Raw genomic sequence first — 22,382 nt, 5'->3', positions numbered from 1 at the left:
ACAGTTAAAATTATTTAGTTGTATGAAATCAAAGCTGTCGCTTTTAGTTATTTAGTTAGTTTGTTGCTTGCTCATTTTGTGATTCACATATAAATAGAGGGAAATGCCGCCAAATGTGAGAATGGTGGATAGGATTAATTGTGTTTCTGGACTAATATCGATGTAACGAAAAAGAAAATCTGGGAATACGAGTAAGGCCAAAATAATCAGCATTACCCATGTCTTTGTCCAAAGTGACATGCCAATTAAAAAGCCAAGTGTCAATACCACAGCTAAAATGGTTCCAATACTGCCAAAGTGGAATATTGGCGTTTCAATTAGACGATTGAAATAAAATAATCCGACAAATAACGCTATGGGTAAAAGGCCAACCACATAAAAAAGCGTAAATTCTTTTGCTTTTGATAAGCTATTTGCAGCAACAGATTTAAAAAGACTTCTTATAGCAATGATAAAAATCAAACTAATCATAATTGAACCAAGAATTTCAAGCAGGGAGTAGGATAGCTGCCCATTAACAGCATTTGTTAAAATGGAATAGGAGAGAGCACCAAATAGGATCAAGATGATAAATTTAACCCAAGTTTTTGTGTCTGTGGTCATTTCATTTGATAACTGCATCATATATTGTTTTGGTGATTCACCGACAATATGATCGACTGTTTTTCCTCTCGCTTCAGCCTCCATTAAATGGTCTTCTAATTCTTCAACAATTGCATTAATTTCCTTTTCATCTTTACCATTAGAAAATAGGTATAGTCGTAAGTTTTCCAAAAATGTTTGGCTTTTTTTAGATAAACCATGCTTCATTCTTATTCCATCTCCTTCATTTGATTATGTTCATTGTTTCCGTAAACAAAGGTTTACGTTACTTTGGAGCTTCTCCCATCTAGCAATAAATTGCTGCAATTCATCTTCGCCTTTTTGTGTGAGTGTATAATACTTCCGTTTTGGACCTGCTGTTGATTTTTTTAAGGTAGACGAAACCAACTCTTCCTTTTGCATTCGTATCAGGAGGGGATAAATCGTCCCTTCACTAAAGGAGTCAAAGCCATATTGCTCAAGTTTTTCCGCAAGTTCATACCCATAAACTTCTTTCTCATGGATGATGGCTAATATGCATCCATCAATGATACCCTTTAACATTTGTGTGCTAGACAAACAGCGTTCACCTCTTCATTACTCTTGCATTGCAAGGTACTGAAAATATCATATCATTTGGTATCTTGTAATGCAAGATATAGATTAAAAAATTGAGCAGGTCAGTAAATTTATAAGAGAGGCCGGTAAAATCACAATGAATGTAACATATATATTGAATGGTGCAATATATATGTTACAATACTTTTTAGGAGGGATTACATCATTTGGAGAATAAAGTTCGGATTGCTCGCATTCAAGTAAATTTAACACAGCAACAACTGGCAGAAAAGATAGGTGTCACTCGCCAAACCATTAGTTTAATTGAAAAAGGAAAATATAATCCAACCTTAAAGTTGTGTCTTGATATTTGTTATACCGTTAATAAAAGATTAGATGAAATATTTTGGGTAGAAAAGGAGAGAGATGAAAAATGAAAAAGATTAGAGACGAACGTCTAATTTTAAAAAATTTGCAAAACACTCGCATCGCATACCTTATTCAAACGGTCGGTATTCTTGGAATATTAGGATATGATTTAGTTACAAAAGGGTTAGATGGCATGAGAGAAAATCCATTATGGCTTGCATTCATGATAACAACTGTTATTTCCGCATACTTATCAATGAGTATTAGTGCAGATCATGAAAATAATAAAAAGTCCCCGAAAAAGAGTCTTAGTATTTCTTTGTTTGTATTAGTAATTATTTCTACTATTGTCGGTTTTTTTGTTACATTTACTGAGGGATTTACGATAATTGATGGGGTAATTATGGGAGGAATACTATTTATTTGTGGTCTTGTGCCATTAATTTATATATATTATTTACGAACAAAACGACAGGATGAAAATTTCGTTGAATAAAAGGAGAGAAAATGATTGAATTTAATATTCAGGATAAAGCAGAATATACGAATTTTTGGCGGAAATAATACATCACTCCTTATCGAAAAACGCATGACACGAAAAAAGGTCATGTGTTTTTGCAACTATATAAGTCGCTAACAGCTCAGGTAGTAGCTGTATTTGAACCCCCCTGTCAAAATACTTCCCCAACACTGGTCAATGATGAAAACGGTGTGTTCACAAAACTGTAGAAAACTTTTAGAAAAGACAAAATTATTTTGAAATTCAATGTGATATAATTTTTCAGGAATGGAGGTGGAAAAATGTCGAAAGAACAATAAATATTATTTTTAAAAGTTGGATTCCCTTCTATTAAACCTGCAATCTTCCCCTTTAATTTCTCATCATTTTAAACCCACTATCATGCGCCTCTTTAATAACTTCCTGTTAAAATGCTGATGCGAATAAATTCATATAACTAATAGAATAAATGGGAGCGTTGCCGGTCAATCGAGGTTATAAAAAAGGAGCGATAGTATGAATGCAGTGCTGAAAAAGATGGTTAAAGGCATCACAGTTTGTTATTCAGAGGTTTTCCCCGATCCCGATCAAAACAACGATTATTTCCACTTAAATTATATTGGAAAGTTATTTTTAATTGCTGACTCATATTGTATGAACCCGGATTGTACATGCCAAGAGGCGGTTCTTAATTTTGTTCAGGCCTATCCGAAAGATGGCACGAAAGCTGACAGTTTTATGATAAGGCTAAAACTTAATGGCAGAGGATATAAAATACATGATCGCGGCAGATTCAGTAAACGTGAAATACAAGCCATCGTTATGTATTTTACCGCTGACGGCACGTTCCTCGAACTTTTTAATGAACGTTACAATGAAATGAAGGAAAAAGCAAAAGAAATTCTAAATTAAGGGCCAGACTCAATAATTTTGATGCTAAGGGTACGATATATCTGGAGAAAGTGAATAAACAAATTTAAGCTGATAGAGTAATTCTGTATTTCAAAGTATTTGAGGGAGGATTTTAATTTTATTAGTCGAATTAAGTACTTTAATTATGTAAAGAGGTTAATAATGATTTAAGGAAGTAGTTATTTTTTGAAAAAATAGGAGGTAATTATGGGAAGATTAGTTCATTTCGAAATTCATGTGAGTGACATGGAACGGGCGAAGAAATTTTATGGAGAGGTATTTGGATGGTCATTTCAAGATTGGAGTGAGTATGCAGGAATGCCTTACTTTGGAGCAGTGACTGGAGATGAAAATGAACTTGGTATCAATGGTGCTTTGATGCAGCGGCAAAGTGCTCCTCCGGAACCAAACCAAGCTTTAAATGGTTTTGCATGTACAATGGGAGTGGAGGATTACGATTTAACGGAAGCAAAAATTGTTGAGAATGGCGGCAAGGTCGCTATGGCCAAATATGCCCTGCCTGGAATGGCTTGGCAAGGGTACTATATCGATACTGAAGGCAATATATTCGGAATTCATCAACCCGATGTGAATGCAAAATAGAATCTATGATAGGTGCATAAAACATGAAATCACAAGACGCTGCAAGCATGCTTGAAAACTTACGCAATATCTGTCTGGCAATGCCCGAAGCTATTGAACATATCGATGGTTTCGGTCACAATACTTTTAAAATCAATGGAAAATCATTCGTGATTTCAGGTGAAAGTGACAAAGGATTCAACTTATCGTTTAAGTCAGATCGGGAAACACAAGAATTGCTGCTGCAGAAGGAGCATTTTTTCAAAACTCCATACATAGGACAGCACGGCTGGGTTTCGATTCAAAATCCGCATGGGGAAGACTGGGATGAATTGACCGATTTAATTCAAGAGGCCTATCTACGTGCGGCACCGAAGCGTTTGGTTAAGCATTGGAATGAGCTGCATAAAAAGTGAAGAAAACATGTTGAAATGGTCGCTAAAATTGTATTAAAAAGCAATTAAATCATCGAGGCAGTAGACCTGTCACCCCTTAAACCACGACCTTACATTAAGAAAACGGAAACCGTTGCATTGTTCAAAGGACAGGCACGGTTTTTTGTTTTCCTTTCGGAAGAAAACTCCAGGGTACGAGCCGTTTACCTCTGCAAAACAGTCTGGGACAAGGAGCCTGTCCCCTTTTAACAATAGAGAACGGCTAAAGAAAGGATGATTTTATGAAACCAACAGAAAAATTTACGGACAAGGCAGAGGTATATGCAAAGCATCGTCGCGGATATACAGATGAATATATTAAATATTTACTAACCGCAACTAGCTTGAATGAAGGAAATGTTGTGGCAGATATCGGATCAGGTACTGGGATATTAAGTCGGCAATTACTTGAAAGCGGCTTAACTGTCATCGGGGTGGAACCAAATGACGATATGAGAACAATAGCAGAGCAATTGTTGAAACAGAATAGCCGCTTTATTTCGATGAAGGCCGCTGCCGAACACACCACTTTAGATGATAAAAGCGTTGATTTATTAACTGCCGCACAGGCATTTCACTGGTTCGATAAAGAAAAGTTTAAACTGGAATGCCAACGGATATTAAGGCCAAGTGCGAAAGTTGCCCTCGTATGGAATAGTCGGGATGGATCAAGTGCATTAAATATAGAAAGTGCGGAGATTTGTCAAAGGTACTGCCCTAATTTTAAAGGTTTTAGCGGTGGAATAGGGGAAACCGAGGACGTATTTAAACAGTTTTATAAAAATGGAAAATATGACTTTCGACGTTTTCGCAATGATTTGGAATTTGACTTTGCAGGTTTTTTGGGCAGGTACTTATCTGCTTCCTATGCTCCGAAAAAAACCGACAAGGAGCATGAGCCCTTTATTTCTGCCTTTACAAATTTATTCGAAAAATACGGCAATAACGGGAAAATTATCATTCCCAATGTCATTCGGAGTTATTTGGGAGAGGTTTAATTTAAAAGGGTCAGACCCCCGGTACACCACTGAGTATTAAAGACTGTAAGAAGACACTCTCTTCTTATAACGGGTTCCGTTTCCTGTCGCAAAACATGAAAATGCAGCTCAATTTGTACTGTATTTTGTATCTTCTTTTGTAATGAAGAATTAGATGGCTCAGTTCACTGAGCCATCTAATTTTTGGTAAAGGGGCGGACCAAGTTGAGGGAATCAGCATGGTTTGATAAATAAGCGGAGAAATTCCTCTTAATTATGAAATAGCGCTAAAAGTAGCTTAAATAGACGGAGAAATTCCGCTTATTGACCCAAAAAACGTGAAAATCGGTCATTTTGCTTTGCTTAACCGGAAAATCTCCGCTTATTTTCCCCAGAACGAGCTCAATTCTGCATTTAGCCGGAAAACCTCCGCTTATTTTAACCATCACTAATAACTAAATTAAGGATAGGACCTCTTTTGTTTCAAAAAAACCAAGTATATCTATTTATAACGTACTTTCTAAGCATTTTTTGTAAGATTAATTGTATGTCAAATTGAGGGTAAAATTGTAGGGGCACAACAGCCATTGTACCCCTACAATTTGGGGTGCATTTCCCTATACAAATTTTTATGTAATTTCCACCCGAATGGCTATGCACCAATAAAAAATGAGCGCCAATTTCATATGCAGATTGACACTCATTTTTACTTACATTTTTAATGTTTGTGATAGCTAACGGAACCCGTTGCTCTTCTTATGGTCTTTTTTATTTTCTATCACCTTTGAAGCGTATCAAGAGGAGAAGGGTTAGTAGTGTTTATCCCATCTCTGAAAAGGGTATTGTTGAATATAACCATTTAAAGAGGGTTTTGGATCTATATGAAAATAGAAGACTTACAGATTACCTGCATCTCTTCATTCATTTACGAGCCCTAAAAGGGCTTTTTTTCACTATATAGGAATATATAAATTCGACATAGAGAATTGTCTAGCTTCAAAAGGAACCATTAAAATACTGGGTTTTTCAGCTTTCTCCCCCATGTGATTAAAACTCAAACATTATGGGTATATAACAGTATCGCATAATAAAGAGAGGAGAAAAGAGCAAGCATGAGAAGATCATACATATTTTTGCTAGTAAGCTTGTTTATGATTGGTATGCTGACTGCCTGTGTCCAAAAAAACCAGCTCTCAGATGGAACCAAGCTGATAGACAAGGAGAAATTTATTTTTGCAGCTTCTGGTGAATTTAAACCCTTTAGCTATCTGAATGATGATCTATCGATGACAGGTTTCGATGTCGAAGTAGGGAACGCTGTCGGAAAGGAATTGGGGCTTGAACCAATCCAGAAGAGGATGAAATTCAAAGGGCTCATAGAGGGTATCAAAACAGGCAGGGCAGATGCAGCCGTTGCCAGCCACACTATCAACACCGCTCGTGCCAAACAAGTATCCTTTACCACTCCGTACTACTACTCAGGACCACAAATCTTTACAAGACCTGACAGCAATATTAAAACAGTAGAAGACTTAAAAGGGAAAGAAGTGGCCGTAGCGAAAGGGTCCACCTATGCAGATACTGCCAAAAAGTATACGAGCAATCTTAAAATGTACGACAGTGATATTACGGCGTTAAAAGCGCTTAGCATTGGGCGGCATGATGCTGTAATTACCGATTTTGTTACTGGGAAAAGTGCAAAGAAGGAAGGTTTTAAAATTATAGGGCAGCAGCTAATTGAGCGAAGCGAGCAGGCGATTGTTGTTCCAAAGGACAATCCCGAACTCCTTAAGAGAATAAATGATGCACTTCAAAGACTTCGTGACAATGGCACACTTACCCGAATCAGCAAAAAGTATTTCGATGAGGATATAACGAAAAAACCAGAATAATAGATGGATTAACAGACAGAAAGGAAGTCGTGAGTTTGCCTAGTTTTTCGCATTTTTTTCATACATTGAATAGCAGTAAGGGACTTTTCATTGATGCAATGTTTTTAACATTAAAGCTTACTTTAGTTTCTATTTTGATTGGGATTATCTTTGGATTATTCTTTGCACTATTAAAAATTTCGAGGGTAAAAATACTTGAATATGTTTCAAATGCTTATGTATTCCTTGTGCGTGGAACGCCGCTAATTGTCCAGATTTTCATTCTGTATTTTGGCTTCAGCGGGCTGTTTCTAATCCCCGATTTTTGGGCAGCAGCACTTGCGCTTGCCTTTCATAACGGTGCCTATATTGCAGAAATTTTCCGCGGTACAATTCAGTCGGTTGATAAAGGGCAAATGGAAGCGGGCCGTTCCCTTGGAATGACTAGAGGTGTTACGATACGTCGTATTATTCTACCGCAAGCCTTCAGGAGGGCACTGCCTCCCCTTGGTAACCAATTTATTATTGGTCTAAAGGATTCATCGCTTGCAGCCTTTATTTCTATGAATGAATTGTTCAATGTTTCTACAACGCTAGGATCGAACAATTTTGATGAAATGACTTACTTGCTAATTGTTGCCATTTATTATCTTGTATTAGTTGCATTGTTAACAATGGCAGTGAGCATGTTTGAAAAGAAATTAGCAGTCAGTGATCGATAGGAGGATTAAGAAGTGAATGGACGAGAAATGATTCGAACAGAAAACTTAAATAAATCTTTTGGGAAATTGCACGTGTTAAAGGATATTGATATGTCTGTCTATGAAAGTGAGGTTGTGTGTCTTGTTGGTGCCTCCGGTTCTGGAAAAAGTACATTACTAAGATGTCTTAACTTTCTGGAGAAAAAGGACAATGGGGGGATTTTTATCCGTGGGGAAAAGGTATCACCAGATACCCATAACCTTAACCATGTCCGTCAAACGGTGGGTATGGTCTTTCAACATTTTAACCTCTTTCCACACAAAACAGTTCTTGAAAATATAATTGAAGCACCGACCGTAGTGAAGAAATTTTCTAAGACTCAGGCGACTGAAGAAGCTCTGGAGCTGCTCCAAAAGGTGGGCCTCGAGGATAAGGCGGATGTTTATCCGAGCAAATTGTCCGGCGGGCAAAAGCAGCGTGTAGCGATTGCAAGATCACTGGCTATGAAGCCGGATATTTTGCTTTTTGATGAGCCAACATCAGCCCTTGATCCTGAGCTGGTTGGAGAGGTGTTAGCGACCATGAAGGAGTTGGCTGATGAAGGAATGACTATGGTGGTTGTAACCCATGAAATGGGCTTCGCCCGTGAGGTTGCTGATTGGATTGTTTACATGGATGATGGAAAAATAGTTGAAAAAGATAGACCATCAGAATTCTTTGATCATCCGAAGGAAGAACGTACAATAGAATTCCTTAAAGCAACGATGCTTAAATAGAAATTAAAAGGGTCAGACTCCCGGCGCACTAAAGCATTTCCGTGCCGGGGATCTGATCGCTTTATTGTTTAATTGCAGACAATGCTAATTTTTTTATGGTCATATCATCCATAGGCGGATTGTGCAGCCCCGCCCTAACGTCGCGGTAGTACCGCTGCAGGGGATTTGTGCGTTGAAGACTTTTTGCCCCGACAATCCTCATCGCTTTATCAACTATCGTTATCGCCGAATTCGTAACCGTGTGCTTGACAACCCCCAGTTCATTTTCAAGGTAATCTCGGCGCCCTTCGTCATCATAAGCTGCTGCAACACTATAGATAAGATGTCTCGCTCTAATTAATTCTAGATCAATTTCCCCTAGCAGCTGTTGGACATTAGGTAATTGGCTAATTGGTCCATTTAGACTATTTGGCGCATGGTGATTGGCAAAATGAACAGCATAATCGCGTGCCGCTTGGGCAATACCAAGATAACAAGCAGGAATATGTAGGATCCAGCCATTCAGTTTGCCTCCACGCGGCATTTCCGGAAGTTCAACAAGTTGTGTCTCATCAACCGTGACATTGTGGAGGACAAGATCATGGCTCCCTGTTCCCCGCATGGCAATGACATCCCATGTCTCATCAATCGTTAGTCCTTCTAAATCCTTATGGAGGAGAAAGAAGCCCACCTTTTGCTTTTCTTCAATCCAAGCTGAGGTTAGAAAATATGTTAAGACCGGCGACATGGTTGTAAAAGTTTTCCGCCCTGTTATTACCCATGCTCCATTCTTTTTGACAGCCGTTGTTCCAGGGCGTCCGCCTCTAGTTGGACTTCCTGTTTGCGCTTCACTTACCGCGCGGTTTACTAGAGCCCCATTAAGAATCTCTTTTGCAAAGAAATTCAATTTCTCAGGTTCCCAAAGTTTTCTTTCAAAAATCTCCCCAACAACCCCAAGATTCCAGCCAATCGAAAGGGCGGTAGTTCCATCAAAACTGGCCAGTGTTTCTTGAAAGAGGACCATATCATAGACGTTTAATCCTTCTCCGCCATAAGCGGCTGGAAGGGTAATACTTGTATAGCCCATCTCTACTAAATCCTGAATACTTTCTTCTGGAAAAGCAGCCATTTCATCAATTTCCGCCGATTTACTTTTAAATATATCTTCTTTCTGACGCAATTTTTGTAACCATGTCTGTTGAATTGCAGTCTTTACGAATAAATTAAGCACAAGAAACCTCCCTTAGCTAATCAATACGAATTATTGACCAGAACTCTATAATTCATATTTTACCATCTAAAGGGTGTCAGGCACCACTCGTGGACATTTGTCCTCCTGGGGTGGACACTTTGGTCTATAGTTCGTCTGCAAAACCAAGCAAAGCGATACCGAGCATCACAATCACGATAACTGCATAATGCTGTTTGCTTAGTTTTTCTTTTAGGAAGATTCTCGATAAGATAATCGAAAAGATGCTATAGGATGCGATCAACGGTGCTGCGATGATGGCGTTCTTTGCCATAGCAAAGACATAGAAGAACTGGCCGGTTGTTTCCAAAATAGCGGCATATCCTTTGTCGCGTTCTTTGAAAATCTGAAATTTCTCTTTTTTGACTTTAAGGAAAATGAATGAAAGCACGGCACAGATGAAAAAGGTAAATTCGTAAGCAATTAGTGCAGCATCCTCACTGATGAGTTTCAACTCATCCAGGTAAATTCCATCCGCAAAGGTTCCAAGTCCATCGAGTATACAGTAGATTATTGGAAAGGTAATCGCCAGGAAGCCAATTTGATATTTTTTATCAATCTGGACGTTTTTGAGTTTGAGAGCTGCTGATTCGGCTTTCTTCTCTAAAATGGCCAGCCCAAGCACGCCTGCAGTAATAATGGCCACACCTGCGATATGTACAATGCCAAGCTCATGCGGGAAAAAGATAAATAATAAGATAGCCGTTATGGCTCCAGAAGAGTTTTGCACGGGTGAGGCAATCGAAAGCTCAATATAACGTAACCCAATATAACCGACCGTCATCGATAAAATGTAAAAGGCCGATACAGGCAAGTATTTTAGTAGATCGATAGGGTTAAATGCCAGCCCTTTAATGAACAAATATGCCGTTGCGTGCAGACCCATAACCAAGCCGACCATGATGACAATTTTAAGATGGCTGAATTTATCATTACTATCGGTTCCTTTTTTATAAAATAGGTCAGCCCCGCCCCAAGCAAGGGTTGTTAAAAGTGAAAAAACAAACCACATCGTAATATCTCCTTGTTTATAGTTTATGTAATGGTAATGAGGCCAAGAGAAACGCTAGATTCCAAAACTTTATCATTATAACCCAATGCTGAAACCAATTCTATCTAATTTATAGGTTAAAGGTTTCTTTTAGTTAAAGTAGATTCATAAGGTGCATTACTAGAAGGTTTAACTGAAATAGCCCAAATGGCTTAAGCACTGCATTTCAACAAAAGGAAAAGTGGGACTATTTCGTTATAAAGCTTTTTCGAAAAATAGCACTTTTCCCCTGATTTTCCTTATTTAACATAGTTTTTCAAACTTTTTAAAGATTCAGTTATATAATAGAGGATGAAGTTAACTGCCTCAAATCATGCATAAAGGGGGAAAAGTAGTGAGGAAAAAAATCTTGTCCATCAGTTTGTGCTCTGTTCTTTCGCTTTCATTAGTAGCAGGGGTAGATACTTGGACAGTAAATGCAGAGAGTAAACAAAATCACGCAACTGCAACTGCATCCAAGTCAAACGGTAAAGAAAAGGTCCAGGAGTGGAAAGGGATTCCTCTTAATGGATTGATCCCGGAAACAGCGTCAGAGGCAACAAAAATTGAACTTGATAATGGGATGACAAAACCAATCTACTCTACCGATGACGCAATCATTGAAAACTTGTTTGTTGAAACAGAGGTTGACAGCGACAGAGACGGTAAGCGTGACCGGGTCTCCATTAAGGTATACCGTCCTAAAACAGAGCCTGGGATTAAAGTACCCGTCATCTATGAAATGAGTCCCTACCGATCAGGAATTCTCGATGTTCCTGTTTTTAATGTTGATGTGGACTTAATTCCAGTTAAGCACCCTGGTAACGGGAACGGACGTGGCGGCAAGCCATTTGCGTTAGCAGAAGGACAAGCAGCCAATCTAGGTTCCTTAGGTAACTACTATGTTCCCCGTGGTTATGGAGTAATTCTTGCGGAGAGTATTGGGACAGGCAAATCGGATGGGTGTCCAACAACTGGCGATGAAAGAGAAATTCTTGGTACAAAAGCAGTTATTGATTGGTTGAACGGCAGGGCTAAAGCATATTCCGAGGATGGAAAAGTAGTTTCCGCTGATTGGTCAACTGGGAATGTGGGGATGACAGGTACATCCTACAACGGAACATTGCCAAATGCGGTAGCGGCAACCGGTGTGGATGGACTGAAAACAATTATTCCAGTTGCCGCAATCAGCAGCTGGTACGATTATTATCGTGCAAACGGTGCAGTCATTGCCCCGGGCGGTTACCAAGGTGAAGATACTGATAATATGGCTGAAGCCGTGTTGACTCGTAGCAATCCTCAGGTATGTAAAGATGTTATTGCTGAGCTAAAAGCTGCTCAAGACAGAGATACTGGTGATTATAGTGATTTCTGGGCTCACCGCGACTATGTCAAGGACGCCAAAAAGGTGAAAGCCAGTGTTCTCGTCGTTCATGGCCTTAATGATTGGAACGTCAAGACAAAACAATTCGCACAGTGGTGGGAAGCATTAGGAAAAAACAATGTCCCTCGCAGATTGTGGCTCCATCAGGGTGCCCATTCAAGCCCATCAGGAAATAACTGGCCACAATTACAAAATAGATGGTTTGACTATTATCTCTATGGAATTGAAAATGGGATAATGAAGGAGCCAGCCGTTGACATCCAGCGTGAGGATAAGACTTGGAGCAAGGAAGCAAGCTGGCCGGCACCAGGAACAGTAGCTACAACGCTTCATTTAACGGGCATGGGTAATGATTTAGGTTCATTACATCTAAATCCTGTTCCTAACCAACCGCATAATACGCAAACAATCATTGATGATCCTATGAAAAAGGCAAATACACTTATAGCAAATCCAGAGTTAAATTCTTCAAACCGATTAGCTTATGTAACGTCCGAATTAACAGGTGAGGCTCGGTTGAGTGGGACGCCTAAATTAAGTATACGAGCAAGCATTGACCGTCCTGTTGCAAACTTAACAGCTTTGCTTGTTGACTACAGTAGTTCAAATCCTGTCATTGTATCCCGGGGCTGGGTCGATCCGCAAAATCTTCATTCAGCAGATCGTTCAGAATCACTTGTGCCGGGCAGAGACTACACCTTCGAATGGGAAATGCAGCCTAAGGACTATGTATTTAAGGCGGGACACCGAATTGGTATTGTTCTCATAGCCAGTGATTATGACTATACAATACGTCCAAATGCTGGTACAAAAATATCGGTTACACCAACTCGCAGTGAAATAACATTGCCAATTGTCGGCGGTCGTAACGCCTTTAAACAATAAAACACAAACAAAAGAAGGCTTAGTCAAATGACTAAGCCTTCTTTTGTTTAAGGATAATTCATTAATAAAACTATGGTTCAAGCCAAAAGGTACATATTAATGAAGGTTCCGCTTTTTCAGGAAAGAGTGGAGAAGTGGGAGGATGAGGAATTACCTGCCTAATTGCTGCATAGTAGTCCAAATTATAAAGAAAACATTTAGAGCCCCTGCAATGAGTGCCTGATTTCTTAAGAAATAGGGTTCTTTTTTTTGATTTGGAAAATAGGTTCAAAATATGAATACTAAAAACAAAAATATATTCATATTTTGAAGGAATTTATCATAAAATGTCGAATTACTCTTTAAACTGATTTGCTGAAGGAATAAAGATGCTATTTATTATAAAGAATTAAAGGTATGAAATACCAGGTGAATGGCCATCCCTTCAGTTTTTAAAGGAAGGAGTAAGATTAATGACAGACAAAAAAAGCATGAAAGAGACAGGTTTACAGGAAACAAAGGACCCATTTAAAGAGGGGATGGATCGACGTGTCTTTTTACAGAAGACAACGAAAATGGTGGGGGTTGCCGTCGGAGCATCCCTAGTAAGTTCACTAACGGGCGGACTGCCGGTTAGTGCCGTATCCAGTACATCTGTTATGAATTCAAATGGCAGCAAACCTGATTTAGTTTTCCCAGTGATTAGTGATGTCCATATACAATCGAGTAATAATTTTAACTTGGATAAGTTTGTTAGCACGCTGGAACAATTGAATCAAGCGGTTCCGGAGCAGGATGCCTTTGTCGTGGTTGGAGATCTGACGGATAACGGTTATACCGTAGAATACGATAAGTTTTTTACCGCTTATAATGCCAGAAAACAAACACAAGCCGTTTCGATGTTTGCCATCGGAAATCATGATTACTGGAATGGATTATCGGTTGCAAATGCCCAAAAGCTATACCTCGATAAATCAGGGATGGAATCAATCTACTATCATCGGGTAATAAAAGGCTATCATTTTATTGTCCTTGGTACGGAAGATGGATTAACGGAAGGAACCTTTTCAGTTAGTCAAATTGGATGGTTAGCTGAACGGCTCAAGGAGGCAAACGCTGATGACCCGCATAAGCCGATTTTTGTTTTCCACCATCAACCGATTAAAGGGACAATTTATGGAAGTGAATGGGGCTTTTCAAAAAATAGAGACCTCTTTTACGATACATTAAAGGCCTATCCGCAAGTCATTTCTTTTTCCGGCCATACCCATTATCCGTTAGATGATCCGAGAATCATTCATCAAAAAGATTTTACTTCGATTGGAACTTCGACAGGGGCCTATTTGTGGCTTGACAGTGGCAGGATTCAAGGGGAGGTGCCAGAGGGAGCAGATGTTCTAAACCAAGCTTTGATTGTTGAGGTACATAATAACAAAGTAATAATTAAACGCCGGGATATTCATAACAACGATTGGACAGGCGAGCCGTTTGAACTTAACTACCCTGCTAAGAAGAATAAATTTAAATACACCGAAGACCGCGACAAAAAAGCACCATTCTTTACGAATGAAGCGCTGATATCGATTGTTCATGACAAAACGGCAGCTTCCGGTCTTGCGGTTATGTTCACGCAAGCGAAAGATGACCTGCTTGTCCATGATTACAAAATAAGTGCGATTGATGTTGAAACAGGGAAAGTAGAGAAAGAATTGCTCGCCTTTTCCGAGTTTTACAAGGATCCAATCCCAAATCCGCTTACCTTGCCAATCAATGGATTGAAATCGAATACGTTTTATGAGATGAAGGTCCATGCGATTGATGCGTTCGGCAATGAAAGTCAAAACTTTTTGAAGGTGATGGGGAAAACATCACAAGGGCCGGCAATAACCCTATCAAAAGATTCGTTGAATGGAATCAATGATAAAGTAGATGTGGTCGTTGAAAATGTTAGAGTTCCGAATGGCGACTGGGTTGGACTCTATGAAGTGAGTGAAAATCCCGGGAATACTACTGCTTCCATCTGGTGGATGTATACGAAAGTCACCGACGGAACATATAAATTTACCTATGATCCAAAAAATAATCTCTATCCAGCAAGATACAAAGAAGGCGGAGCGTACAAATTCGTTTATTTCTATGGCAGCGGGTATGACGCTGTTGCGGAAACAAGATTCACAGTTGTAAGTAAATAAACACGACAAAGTCCATCTTAAGGGATGGGCTTTTATCGTGCCTATTGGATCGCCGGGAATTTGATTTTTACAGTGAATTCTTGTTCTTTATAGACAAAATCTAAAAAGCCGTGGTGTTCACTTACGATATCGTGAATCATTTTTGTCCCAAGCCCCTCATGACCGTTCCTTTTTGTTGTTTTTCCGTAGGTTTGGAACAATGCATCTAAGATGGGAGTGGGAATGGGCAGACTATTATTTTTACAAATTAGCAAAAACAAGCCGCTCCTTTTATAAAATTGCAACGTGATAAGGGCCTCCTGCTTATGCTCAGTTTGCCAGTCTTCACAGGCCTCAATGCTATTGGCTAACAGATTTCCCAGCAGTGTTACCATGTGTTTATCAGCGAGTGGTAACGTTGACAGCGGCAGGTCGAAATCGTAGACCATAGTAATCCCAGCGGCTTTGGCCTGCCGGTACATTTGGTTTAATATACCGGCGACTGTCCCGCGCTCACCTTTGATGGATAAATTCGTTTCCTCATATCCATCTACCAATTCATCTAGATAGGCTTTTGCCTCATTATTTTTTCCATTCTCAAGCATGAAGTGAATCGCGGACGCATGCTTGAGAAAATCATGCCGTTCACTGCGGACAATCCGAAAAGTTTCACTAAAATGGGCTGTCTGTTCTTTGAACTGTTGATTCTCTTGGTTTAAAGCGGCCAGCTTCCGCGCACATCCCAGTCTGATCGATTCAATTCCAATAAAGACGATCAATGGGACTAAATAAATCCATGATGGCTTGATAGAGAAATAGAACAGTAACAGTAACAACTGTAGACCAAATAGCAGGACATTCCATTTGCCGCCTAAAACGGAAATGCAAATAATGCTTTTTTTATTAAAGAAATAGGCCGTTCCTATTACTAGCATACAAGTGACATAGATGGGAACTTTCCAGGGTATATTTGTTAGCAGTGCCTGGAGATGGATGATTCCCAGTACCGCTGCTGCCACCCAATACATAATCACCGGCTTCAAGTTCTTCCCGCCTTTAAAAATAATTTTCCTGTAGAAAGTCTACCTTTTCCTTTGTAATCATCGCTTGTTCTTCGATTCCTTCGAACGATACAACAAAGGAGTTTTTCGCATAAAGAGAAAAGTTTTTTACATAATGGATATTGATGATGAAGGAGCGGTGGGAGCGGATAAAATCACGTTCCCTAAGTTCACCCTCTAATTCGTTAAGAGTCTGATAGGTTTTTATCGCTTCGGACTTTGTGTATATCGTGGAGGAACGCCCGGATCTTTCAATAAAAATAATATCCTTCTTCTGAATGATATGAATGTCGTTTTTTTGTTTAATATATAGCCTGCCGGCAATCTCAGCCGAAATTGTCTTCTCCTTTAAACGCTCAATCGATTTAATTAAACGGTCCTTCGAATAGGGCTTCATGATGTAGTCATGGACATTCAATTCAAAGGCATGGACGGCATAGCCGCTGTTGGCCGTAACAAAGATAACCGAAATACTGAGGGCATGCGAATGAATAATATCGGCCAGCTCATATCCCGATAAACTCGGCATTTCAATATCGGCGATTAATAGATCAATCGCTTCTTTTTTGATTTGCTCATATGCCTCCTCAGCTGATGTAGTTGAGAAAACAATTTCTACATCGGGAATTCCAGCGACTATCCCATTTAATTTATCTAAATCAAAGTCGCGATCATCGACCAGACCAACCTTCATCATATTCTCCACACCTTTAACTTTCTAGAGTTTCACATATTATTTTACCATCTTTAAGGTGGAATTTGGCATATTCACGACATGAAATGGATGCTTCGCGACATAAGTGCAGATTTCTCCTCGGTTTATTTGTATGATGACATCAAGAAACAAAATAGATGAGGTGGAAAAAATGATTGAAATCCATGAGGTAACGAAAAAATTTCAAGATAAAAAGAAATTCATCACGGCACTGAAGCATGTCTCTTTTTCCGTAATGGAAGGGCAAGTGGTCGGTCTGCTCGGAGAGAACGGTGCCGGAAAAACGACGCTGCTAAGAACGATGGCCACACTGCTTACGCCGACGGAGGGGGCTATAACGGTTGCTGGCTATGATACCATCAAAAATGCAAACGAAGTCAAAAAAAGAATCGGCGTGTTGTTTGGCGGCGAAACGGGTTTATATGATCGCTTAACTGCCCGCGAAAATCTAGAATACTTTGCTGCGCTATACGGATTAAGTAAGCATGAAACCAAGGTGCGGATTGATGACTTGTCAAGGATGTTCGGTATGCGCGATTATTTGAACAGAAAAGTTGGCGGCTTCTCAAAAGGTATGCGTCAAAAGGTGGCAATCGCGAGAACACTAATTCATAATCCCGAGATTATTCTTTTTGATGAACCGACAACCGGATTAGATATCACCTCCTCAAATGTGTTCCGCCAGCTTGTGCATCAGCTGAAGCGGGAGGGCAAGACAATTATTTTTTCTAGCCATATTATGGAGGAAGTAACGCTCTTGTGCGATTCTGTCGCAATGATGCATAAAGGGGAACTTGTCTATCACGGTAACCTTGAGTCGCTATACCAATCCGAAGGAAGCCGCGACCTAAATTATATATTCATGAGCAAGCTTGTAAGGGGGAACGAACATTATGCTTCTTAAAATCTATTTAAAAGAAATCAAAGACTGCTTCCGCGACCGCCGGACGTTGCTATTAACCGTGCTATTGCCGGTGATCATGATGACTGGATTAACCTTTTTTTATGAAAAATTGGTCTCTGATGGCGAAGAGGAAAGCTATAAGCTAGCCGTAAATGAAGAGTTTGATCGTGAGGTAGAGGATATTTTTTCCGGCTTTAAGAATATTGAACTTGTTAAAACTGCTAATCCTGAGGAAACGCTCCAAGAGGGGAAAGTCCAGGCTGCACTTATACTTGGTCCTAATTTTACCAGCGATATTGAAAATGGGGAAAAGGCAACGGCCACGATTATCGGCGATTCCTTCGGCCAAAAATCATCAAATTTGAAGAATATTGTCCAAAATGCGCTCGGTGTATACGAGAAGTCGATTATTTCCGAACGGCTGGAGGCAAAAGGAACCAATCGGAACCTCGTTGAGCCCTTCACAATTGAACAAAAGGAAATTTCTGATCAAAATCCGAATGCCAACTTGCTTGCGATGCTCATTCCGTTGATTCTCGCCATCGCCATTGGTGTGGGTTCCAGTCCTGCTGCCTCTGATTTATTTGCAGGTGAAAAAGAGAAGAAGACAATGGAAGCCTTATTAATTACACCGGTAAAGCGATCAACCTTGCTATTCTCTAAATGGCTGACAATCGCCACGATTGGCTCGGTTACCGGGATGATCACCTTACTTGTTGTAGCTTTAGAGATTAACTTACTGACTGAAAATCTAAAAAAGGCCGTTTCTTTTGGAGACAATGCCATTGTTATCGTTGTGCTTTCTGTGTTGGTCTCGATCATCTATGCCATGTTTACTGCTTCACTTCTGATGCTTACCAGCATTATCGGTAAGACCGTAAAGGAATCACAAAGCTATAGCACGCCGGTTATGATGCTGGCGATGTTTCCAACGATGATTCTCTCAAGTATTGGGATTAATGAATTGTCCTTTCAGCACTTTGCTGTTCCGATCTTGAACCTTTTCAGCCTGCTGAAAGAACTAGTCTTTGGCATCATCGACTACGAACACATCCTAATCACCATCGCAAGTAACCTAATTTCCATGATCATACTCTTTATCATCGGAAGAATCCTGTTCCTGAAGGACAAATGGGTGATGAACTAAATAAGAGTGTCAATAAGGGTGTTGCAATAGGGGTATCAAATAAGGGTGTCAGGCACCACCCGTGGACACTTTAATGTTGTGAATTAGTTGTGTAATGTAATGATGATTCAAGTTTTCTCATAGTTCATCCGCCATACCAAGCAGGGCGATACCTAGCATCACAACTACAATGACAGCAAAGTGTTGTTTACTCAGTTTTTCTTTTAGGAAAATGCGCGACAGGATGACCGAAAAAAATGCTGTAGGATGCAATGAGCGGTGCGGCAATGATGGCGTTCTTGGCCATGGCGAACACATAAAAGAACTGCCCGGTTATTTCTAAAATGGCGTCAAATCGATTATGTAAGTGTAAAGGAAACCTAGTAAAGTACTGTTTCCTAAAACTCTACCATTATAAACGAATGTTGGGTGTTAATCTATCAACAATCAATTAAAAAGGCAGACTGCTCAAAAAAAGCGGTCAGCCCTATGTTGCTTGTGTGAGAGTGTTTTTTTAGAATAGCAGTAGTACAACCTAAGAAACATCACATTTTAATAGTTTATCAATTGATTTGAGCATTAATCTGATTCCTTTTCGATGGTAGCGAAAATGATTTAACCCGCCGATTAAGAATGCGTCAGTGGCTGGATGGTAAAACATAAATGTTCCGGTCGAGCCGGCATTCCCCCACACATTATATTTTTGCGGCATCAAGACCGGAATCGTTTTGAAATTCATAACGCCGTACCCATAATCAATCCCGATAAAAAACTTGCCCCAATCCCGCTTCATTTGTGAAAGCGACTTTTCACTGATAATTTCATGTTGGACCAACGCCTTCATAAATTTGAGTAAATCTCCGTTCGTCGAAATGATTCCGCCCCCGGCGTGCATAAAACTTAGACTGTTGTATGGGGTGATATTGATGTTGCTGATAAATAAATCGGCTAAAGGGTATTCACTTTTTTCCATTGGTTCAGAAGGAGCTAAATAGGAGTGTTTCATCTGAAGAGGTTCAAAAATATAAGCCCGAAGCACTTCACCGTAAGGTTTTTCTGTGATTTTTTCAATGATTAACCCGAGCAGATGATAGCCTGTGTCTGAATAATGAAATCCTTGACCTGGAGGAAAGTGAGGCTCTAAATGCTCTTTAGCCCAGACAATTGCTTCTTTTGCCGTCCAGAGACGATCGGGTTCATCAATAATGTGGTCGACAAATGATTTTGCTTGCTTCGGCGAATCCTCTAAAAAGTCATGTAAACCGGACGTGTGATTCAATAAATGCTTTATTTTAATATCGCTCGTATAATCCTTTCCCTTGTACAGATGCAAGTTGTGCAACAGATCGGGTTCTAAATACCGAGAGATGGGATCTTCGTACGAAATCATCTCCTTTTCTACTAAAATACTAGTAAGTACGGATGTAATCAACTTACTCACACTGGCAATATAATAAGGTTGCTGTGCGCATGCAGCACTGCCCGTTGCTCCCTCTGCCAAATTCAAATGAACTCCGAGTTTAGCAGAATCGACTAACAAATAGGCATTGTGTATTTTCGCATCCTTCTGTACGGTTTTTCGAAAAAGCTCTTTAATCGATGTCTCCACTTGTTCTTTTTTCAATTCTTAGACCCCCCAATATAGTTTGTTAATCCAACCTTCCAGCCTGGCGTAAACGGGCTGCTGCTATGACGTCCTTGCCGGCGCCTTCCAATACCTCGATCAACTTCTCTTCCGAAAATTCCTCTGGAAGGAATCCATAGACGTCCATCACGGAAAGCCCCATTTGAAACACCTTCATTTTGAACAAAATGTCAGCAAGCTCCTCATCTGTGAAACCTTCCAGCCGGGATCCTTGTTTCATTTGTTCCAGCAGGCTGCTGTCTGGTGGCTGTATATTTTTTAAGTGTGTATTGCTATTCATCACCAAGTCTTTAAAAAGCACTTTATACTCTCTTGCAAATTTCAGACTGGCGATTCCGATATTGAGAAATGGATTTTCGCTGTATTTCGTCATTAACATCTGTTGTGAAATATCATGGATTTTTTTTAATACTGCGTTCTTTAGCTCATCAACATCGGTAAAGTTTACATAAATGGGTGCGATGGAACTCCCGATTTTATCAGCAACCTTTCTTACCGTAATATTATCAATGCCTTCTTCTCGTGCTATTTCAAATGCTGCTTCAATGATGTCATCTTTTGAAAATTTCTTTTTTGGTGCCATGGGAATCTCCTTACTTAATATATATAACAATTGATATATAACATATGTTATATATTATGTTATTTCCAACAATTTGTAAAGATGGATAATATGTTTTCATAAAAAAGGAGCCGCCCAAATATTAATCAAGGCGGCTCATTACAAGTGTCAGGCACCTGCTACTGCTTTGCTTTTATTTTATTGTGCGTCGCAGCAGCAAAGTCTTTGTATGGTGTATGAGGAAGCGAAGTGAAATTTTCCACCGCATTTGTGGCCAATTGAAGGGCCTTGTTCAAGTTTCCCAGCTCAAAATGGCATAGTGCTTTATACGAGTCCTTTACATATAACAATGATAAATCAAAAGGATGATGAATACCGGGTGGAATTGAAACATTTTCCATGCATTCTATCGCTTCCTGAAAGCTGCCAAGAAAATATAAAGCCTTTCCTTTTTCAAGGATAAAAAAAGTCTTGTAAATCTCACTCGTTTCTGGATTTGCTATGTTCTCCTCACAGATTTCTATTGCTGTCTGATAATCATGGTTTTCTGAAATGAGCGACATAACCTGAAAGAGCTCATAAACCAATAGGGACTGTTGATCGTCGGCAAATTCGCCAAATTGTTTTAACTTCTTGATATAATGTGCTACCAATTCTTTATTGTGCGTCATTTCTGCATGTGCGGAGGCGAGTCGATATAAATCATCAATCCGGTAAAAGATCCGGTGTTTTTTTGAAAAATGAATCCCGTTTTCCATTACGCGTGCAGCTGCCTCCGAATCACCAACTGCAAAATGCAAAATCGCCTCATGATAGTAAAAATCCACTCGCGTCATCGGATCAATGTAAGCATGGTTCGATTCGATTTTTTTCCGTTCATTTAAAAGGATTTGAAGTGACTGTGGGTAGTCATGCTCGATAAATTTCACCATCGCCCAAAAGATACCGATACTTGCCCGTTTGGCTGTCAGATTCATCCGATCGTACATATTTGCGGCCTTATTAGAAAGAGCTTCCCAACCTGCCTTTTTTTCACGAAAAAGACTGCGGCTATAAATGTCCAATAGTCGTGCCGATTCGTACCCTTGAGTAAGATTTGGGACGAAGGGTTCGATAAGAAGAATAAGCTGCTTATATTTATCAGTCATTTTTTCAGCATCAACATTAAATAGTTCCTCAGCTTTATCGAGAGTCCCCCTCAATTCATCTGTACTAATCTCTTCCAAAAGATCACTTACCTCGACATCGAGCCGCTTAGCAATGTATGTCAAGCTTTCCATAGAAGGATTGGCCTTATTATTTTCAATTAGGCTGAGCATTCCTTTTGTTAGTTCTTTACCCGCCAGTTCTTCGAGTGTCATCTTTTTCTTTTTTCTTATTTCACGTATTCGTTCGCCTAACATTTAAAAAGCACATCCCTAAATTTATTA

At 39.7% G+C, this 22,382-nt stretch carries 23 protein-coding genes; 14 read left to right on the top strand and 9 right to left on the bottom strand.

Going from position 1 to position 22,382, the window contains the following annotated elements; all coding sequences use genetic code 11:
- Window positions 1-51: 51 nt before the first annotated feature.
- Window positions 52-810 carry an HAAS domain-containing protein gene (locus tag BANVL01_RS17390; protein WP_066095813.1) on the bottom strand — a complete coding sequence of 253 codons (759 nt, stop codon included), beginning with the start codon at window positions 808-810 and terminating at the stop codon, window positions 52-54.
- Window positions 811-840: 30 nt separating this feature from the next.
- Entirely contained in the window at window positions 841-1,161 is a 321-nt protein-coding gene (locus tag BANVL01_RS17385) for a PadR family transcriptional regulator (protein WP_172800890.1), read from the bottom strand.
- Window positions 1,162-1,367: 206 nt separating this feature from the next.
- On the opposite strand from BANVL01_RS17385, the gene BANVL01_RS17380 reads away from it, so the two are divergent.
- The 9 genes from BANVL01_RS17380 (at window position 1,368) to BANVL01_RS17340 (ending at window position 8,262) form a co-directional block, all read left to right on the top strand.
- The gene (locus BANVL01_RS17380) at window positions 1,368-1,577 is read left to right on the top strand and encodes a helix-turn-helix transcriptional regulator (RefSeq protein WP_066095821.1); all 210 of its coding nucleotides are present in this window, start codon (window positions 1,368-1,370) and stop codon (window positions 1,575-1,577) included.
- On the top strand, window positions 1,574-2,005 hold the full coding sequence (locus tag BANVL01_RS17375) for a hypothetical protein (RefSeq protein ID WP_066095826.1): 432 nt from the start codon (window positions 1,574-1,576) through the stop codon (window positions 2,003-2,005). The genes BANVL01_RS17380 and BANVL01_RS17375 overlap by 4 nt, the downstream gene beginning before the upstream one ends.
- A gap of 519 nt (window positions 2,006-2,524) precedes the next feature.
- On the top strand, window positions 2,525-2,920 hold the full coding sequence (locus BANVL01_RS17370; RefSeq protein WP_066095829.1) for a hypothetical protein: 396 nt from the start codon (window positions 2,525-2,527) through the stop codon (window positions 2,918-2,920).
- Window positions 2,921-3,127: 207 nt separating this feature from the next.
- Window positions 3,128-3,523, top strand: a complete 396-nt coding sequence (locus BANVL01_RS17365) for a VOC family protein (RefSeq protein ID WP_066095832.1) — start codon at window positions 3,128-3,130, stop codon at window positions 3,521-3,523.
- 23 nt (window positions 3,524-3,546) lie between these two features.
- Window positions 3,547-3,918 carry an MmcQ/YjbR family DNA-binding protein gene (locus BANVL01_RS17360; RefSeq protein ID WP_066095835.1) on the top strand — a complete coding sequence of 124 codons (372 nt, stop codon included), beginning with the start codon at window positions 3,547-3,549 and terminating at the stop codon, window positions 3,916-3,918.
- A gap of 260 nt (window positions 3,919-4,178) precedes the next feature.
- Window positions 4,179-4,934: a class I SAM-dependent methyltransferase gene (locus BANVL01_RS17355; RefSeq protein WP_066095838.1), complete on the top strand. Its 756-nt coding sequence runs from the start codon at window positions 4,179-4,181 to the stop codon at window positions 4,932-4,934.
- Between the two features lie 1,091 nt (window positions 4,935-6,025).
- Complete coding sequence (locus BANVL01_RS17350; protein ID WP_066095841.1) at window positions 6,026-6,805, top strand: transporter substrate-binding domain-containing protein; 780 nt, start codon at window positions 6,026-6,028, stop codon at window positions 6,803-6,805.
- Window positions 6,806-6,840: 35 nt separating this feature from the next.
- On the top strand, window positions 6,841-7,506 hold the full coding sequence (locus BANVL01_RS17345; RefSeq protein ID WP_066095846.1) for an amino acid ABC transporter permease: 666 nt from the start codon (window positions 6,841-6,843) through the stop codon (window positions 7,504-7,506).
- A 27-nt stretch (window positions 7,507-7,533) separates the two neighbouring features.
- Entirely contained in the window at window positions 7,534-8,262 is a 729-nt protein-coding gene (locus BANVL01_RS17340) for an amino acid ABC transporter ATP-binding protein (RefSeq protein ID WP_066097229.1), read from the top strand.
- A 61-nt stretch (window positions 8,263-8,323) separates the two neighbouring features.
- Here BANVL01_RS17340 and BANVL01_RS17335 read toward each other — a convergent pair whose 3' ends face one another.
- Together BANVL01_RS17335 and BANVL01_RS17330 are read right to left on the bottom strand one after the other, a co-directional pair.
- Window positions 8,324-9,472 carry an acyl-CoA dehydrogenase family protein gene (locus BANVL01_RS17335; RefSeq protein ID WP_066095848.1) on the bottom strand — a complete coding sequence of 383 codons (1,149 nt, stop codon included), beginning with the start codon at window positions 9,470-9,472 and terminating at the stop codon, window positions 8,324-8,326.
- Window positions 9,473-9,596: 124 nt separating this feature from the next.
- On the bottom strand, window positions 9,597-10,502 hold the full coding sequence (locus BANVL01_RS17330) for an EamA family transporter (RefSeq protein WP_066095851.1): 906 nt from the start codon (window positions 10,500-10,502) through the stop codon (window positions 9,597-9,599).
- Between the two features lie 373 nt (window positions 10,503-10,875).
- On the opposite strand from BANVL01_RS17330, the gene BANVL01_RS17325 reads away from it, so the two are divergent.
- Together BANVL01_RS17325 and BANVL01_RS17320 are read left to right on the top strand one after the other, a co-directional pair.
- Window positions 10,876-12,789, top strand: coding sequence for a Xaa-Pro dipeptidyl-peptidase (locus BANVL01_RS17325; protein WP_066095854.1), 1,914 nt, complete (start codon window positions 10,876-10,878; stop codon window positions 12,787-12,789).
- Between the two features lie 452 nt (window positions 12,790-13,241).
- On the top strand, window positions 13,242-14,960 hold the full coding sequence (locus BANVL01_RS17320) for a metallophosphoesterase family protein (RefSeq protein WP_082805042.1): 1,719 nt from the start codon (window positions 13,242-13,244) through the stop codon (window positions 14,958-14,960).
- 41 nt (window positions 14,961-15,001) lie between these two features.
- Here the strand turns inward: BANVL01_RS17320 and BANVL01_RS17315 are convergent, their stop codons facing one another.
- Both BANVL01_RS17315 and BANVL01_RS17310 read right to left on the bottom strand, forming a co-directional pair.
- A complete protein-coding gene (locus BANVL01_RS17315; protein WP_235845644.1) occupies window positions 15,002-15,973 on the bottom strand; it encodes a sensor histidine kinase in 972 nt (323 codons plus the stop codon).
- A gap of 22 nt (window positions 15,974-15,995) precedes the next feature.
- Window positions 15,996-16,697, bottom strand: a complete 702-nt coding sequence (locus BANVL01_RS17310; protein ID WP_066095857.1) for a LytR/AlgR family response regulator transcription factor — start codon at window positions 16,695-16,697, stop codon at window positions 15,996-15,998.
- A gap of 169 nt (window positions 16,698-16,866) precedes the next feature.
- On the opposite strand from BANVL01_RS17310, the gene BANVL01_RS17305 reads away from it, so the two are divergent.
- From BANVL01_RS17305 to BANVL01_RS28000, 3 genes are all read left to right on the top strand, one after another.
- A complete protein-coding gene (locus tag BANVL01_RS17305) occupies window positions 16,867-17,619 on the top strand; it encodes an ABC transporter ATP-binding protein (RefSeq protein ID WP_066095860.1) in 753 nt (250 codons plus the stop codon).
- Window positions 17,609-18,766 carry an ABC transporter permease gene (locus tag BANVL01_RS17300; protein WP_066095863.1) on the top strand — a complete coding sequence of 386 codons (1,158 nt, stop codon included), beginning with the start codon at window positions 17,609-17,611 and terminating at the stop codon, window positions 18,764-18,766. The genes BANVL01_RS17305 and BANVL01_RS17300 overlap by 11 nt, the downstream gene beginning before the upstream one ends.
- A 169-nt stretch (window positions 18,767-18,935) precedes the next feature.
- On the top strand, window positions 18,936-19,088 hold the full coding sequence (locus BANVL01_RS28000) for a hypothetical protein (protein WP_174524281.1): 153 nt from the start codon (window positions 18,936-18,938) through the stop codon (window positions 19,086-19,088).
- A 192-nt stretch (window positions 19,089-19,280) separates the two neighbouring features.
- On the opposite strand, the gene BANVL01_RS17295 is transcribed toward BANVL01_RS28000, so the two are convergent.
- The 3 genes from BANVL01_RS17295 to BANVL01_RS17285 all read right to left on the bottom strand — a co-directional run bounded on the left by BANVL01_RS17295 (window position 19,281) and on the right by BANVL01_RS17285 (window position 22,355).
- A complete protein-coding gene (locus BANVL01_RS17295) occupies window positions 19,281-20,369 on the bottom strand; it encodes a serine hydrolase domain-containing protein (RefSeq protein ID WP_066095865.1) in 1,089 nt (362 codons plus the stop codon).
- A gap of 25 nt (window positions 20,370-20,394) precedes the next feature.
- A complete protein-coding gene (locus BANVL01_RS17290) occupies window positions 20,395-20,973 on the bottom strand; it encodes a TetR/AcrR family transcriptional regulator (protein ID WP_066095868.1) in 579 nt (192 codons plus the stop codon).
- Between the two features lie 158 nt (window positions 20,974-21,131).
- On the bottom strand, window positions 21,132-22,355 hold the full coding sequence (locus tag BANVL01_RS17285; RefSeq protein ID WP_066095871.1) for a helix-turn-helix domain-containing protein: 1,224 nt from the start codon (window positions 22,353-22,355) through the stop codon (window positions 21,132-21,134).
- Between the last annotated feature and the right edge of the window lie 27 nt (window positions 22,356-22,382).

The organism is Neobacillus novalis NBRC 102450 (genome assembly GCF_001591805.1).
Lineage (GTDB): Bacteria > Bacillota > Bacilli > Bacillales > Cytobacillaceae > Neobacillus > Neobacillus novalis.
Note: the sequence above shows the minus strand (reverse complement) of the source record. Positions and strands in the feature narration are given on the sequence as shown.